Below are 2,401 nucleotides of genomic sequence, written 5' to 3'. Positions count from 1 at the left end.
CCAAGTTCTACCAGGTGCTGTACGTGCAGGTGCTGTTCGCCATTGCGGTCGGCATCCTGCTGGGCCATTACTGGCCGTTGCTGGGCATACCTTTCGGGATTCAGTTCACGCATTTCCCCTTCGATCCAGGCCTGCACCTTGGCGTTCAGGTCTTCGGGGGAAAGCCCTTGCGATTCTATCGCGGGCCCGAACGAGACGGTAATCAGCCCGGGCTGCTTGACGAAGGCATTGCGGCGCCAGCATTCGCCCGAATTGAGCGCAACCGGGATCACGGCCGCGCCGGTACGCGAGGCCAGCAGCGCGCCGCCCATCTTGAAACGCGCGGCCTGGCCCGGCGGCACGCGCGTGCCTTCCGGGAACAGCAGCGGCCAACGGCCTTCTTCAAGCCGCACCTTGCCCTGCCGGATGACTTGTTCGAAGGCGTCGCGGCCCTTGGCGCGGTCGATGGGAATCATGCGCAGCAGCGCCAGGCCCCAGCCAAAGAACGGCAGCATGTGCAGTTCTTTCTTGTACACGTAGCAGACTTCGCGCGGCATGTGCGCGGGGAAAAACAGCGTTTCCCAGGCCGACTGGTGCTTGGCCAGCAGGATGCAGCCGCCGTCGGGCAGGTTGTGGGCGCCCTTGATCTGCCAGCGTATGCCGCAGAACACCTTGGCGCCCCAGATGGCCAGCCGTGGCCAGCCTACGGTAAGCCTGTAGCGCGTGTGCAGCGGCAGCGGTGCCCACAGGATGCAGGCGAAGGCGTACGGAATTACCGTTACCACCAGGAACACCATATAGAAAAACGAGCGCAGCCAGGGCATGGGTTCAGGCGTCCTGCAACAGGGCGTCGGCAACGGCCGACAGGTCGCGGGCGACGCGCGTGCCTTCGGGCAGCGTGCCCTGGCGGGCTTTTTCTCCGTTGCCCGTGAGTACCAGCCAGGGCGCGCAGCCGGCCGCGGCGGCGGCCTGCAGGTCGCGCAGCGAATCGCCCACGGCGGGCACGCCGGCCAGGTCGGCGTCGTAGCGGCGCGCGATGTCGTGGTACATGCCGGGCAGCGGTTTGCGGCACAGGCAGCCGTCGTCGGGGCCATGCGGGCACAGGAAGATGGAATCGATGACGCCGCCGGCCTGGCCGAGTTCACGATGCAGCTTGGCGTGGATGGCGTTGAGCATGGCCATGTCGAACAGGCCGCGCGCCAAGCCCGACTGGTTGGTGGCCACCACCACGGTGTAGCCCGCCTGCGACAGGCGGGCGATGCCGGCCAGGCTGCCCGGCAGGGCAATCCATTCGTCGGGGTTCTTGACGAAGGCGTCGCTGTCTTGATTGATGACGCCGTCGCGGTCTAGGACGATGAGTTTCACTGTGCCAGCCTGGAAATGTCAGCCACCTGGTTCATCAAGCCGTGCAGCTGCGACAGCAGCGCCAGGCGGTTGGCGCGCACGGCCGGATCTTCGGCCATGACCATGACGTCGGCGAAGAAGGCGTCCACCGGTTCGCGCGCCTGCGCCAGCGTGCTGAGGCTGCCGGCGAAATCGCCCGCCTGCAGCTGGGCCTGGGCCTGCGGACGCAGCGTGGCCACGGCGGCGGCCAGGGCCTGTTCGGCGGGTTCGGTCAGGCGGGCGGTGTCCACCAGGCCGATGTCGCCTTCGGCTTTCTTCAGCAGGTTGCCGATGCGTTTGTTGGCGGCGGCCAGGCTGGCGGCCTCGGGCAATTGGCCGAAGGCCGTCACGGCGCGCACGCGCGCGCCGGTCTGGTGCAGCGGCGGCGCCAGTGCGATGACCGCGTCGACGGCATTGCGGTCGAATTCGGAGGCCAACTGGTTGCGGTAGCGTTCGTAGATAAAGGCCCGTACTTCGGGCACGGTGGTGGCCGGGATCTTGCCTTCCGGGAAGGTGCTGGCGGCCAGTTCCAGCAGGCCGTCGAGCGTGAGCGGGCCGTCGGCGCTGGCGGCCAGCAGCCCGCCGGCGGCCAGTTGTTCGAAGGCGCTGATCAGGCCCAGCGCGGCGCGGCGCAGGCCGAAGGGATCGCGTTCGCCGGTGGGCGCCAGGCCGATGCCCCAGATACCCACCAGGGTTTCCGCGCGCTCGGCGATGAACAGCACGGCGGCGGTCAGCACCGCGATCACGACGGTGGGCGACGGTTCCCACGGATCGAGCCAGTACAGGACGTTCATCGCGCGCGCATCACTTCGCCTGTGCCGGCGACTTCACGGCGAACGGCGCATCGACCGTTTCGCCGTCGGAGAACTTCAGGCGCAGGTGCACGGTGTCGCCGGGCTTGATCGCGTGCTTCGGCTCCTCGAGCATGAAGTGGTAGCCGCCCGGCGCGATGTCGACCTTGCCGCGCGCGGGGATCGTCAGCTTGTCGACCATTTCCATTTTCTGCGTCGAGCCGTTCGAGACGGTCTGGTGCAGCATC

At 67.6% G+C, this 2,401-nt stretch carries 2 protein-coding genes and 2 pseudogenes; all 4 read right to left on the bottom strand.

Annotated features, from left to right (window positions below; genetic code table 11):
• Positions 1-80: 80 nt before the first annotated feature.
• Positions 81-803, bottom strand: a pseudogene (locus LPZ50_RS24120) (lysophospholipid acyltransferase family protein); the annotation flags it as partial.
• Positions 804-807: 4 nt separating this feature from the next.
• Positions 808-1,344, bottom strand: coding sequence for a D-glycero-beta-D-manno-heptose 1,7-bisphosphate 7-phosphatase (gmhB, locus tag LPZ50_RS24115; protein WP_230665372.1), 537 nt, complete (start codon positions 1,342-1,344; stop codon positions 808-810).
• Positions 1,341-2,102 (bottom strand): annotated as a pseudogene (locus tag LPZ50_RS24110) (glycine--tRNA ligase subunit beta); the annotation flags it as partial. The gene gmhB and the pseudogene LPZ50_RS24110, both read right to left, overlap by 4 nt.
• 64 nt (positions 2,103-2,166) lie before the next feature.
• The coding region (locus tag LPZ50_RS24105) for a copper chaperone PCu(A)C (protein ID WP_230665371.1) at positions 2,167-2,401 on the bottom strand (235 nt) is incomplete at its 5' end.

It is taken from the genome of Bordetella petrii (assembly GCF_020991325.1).
Classification (GTDB): Bacteria; Pseudomonadota; Gammaproteobacteria; order Burkholderiales; family Burkholderiaceae_B; genus Bordetella_A; species Bordetella_A petrii_E.
This window is presented reverse-complemented; position numbering and strand designations above follow the sequence as displayed.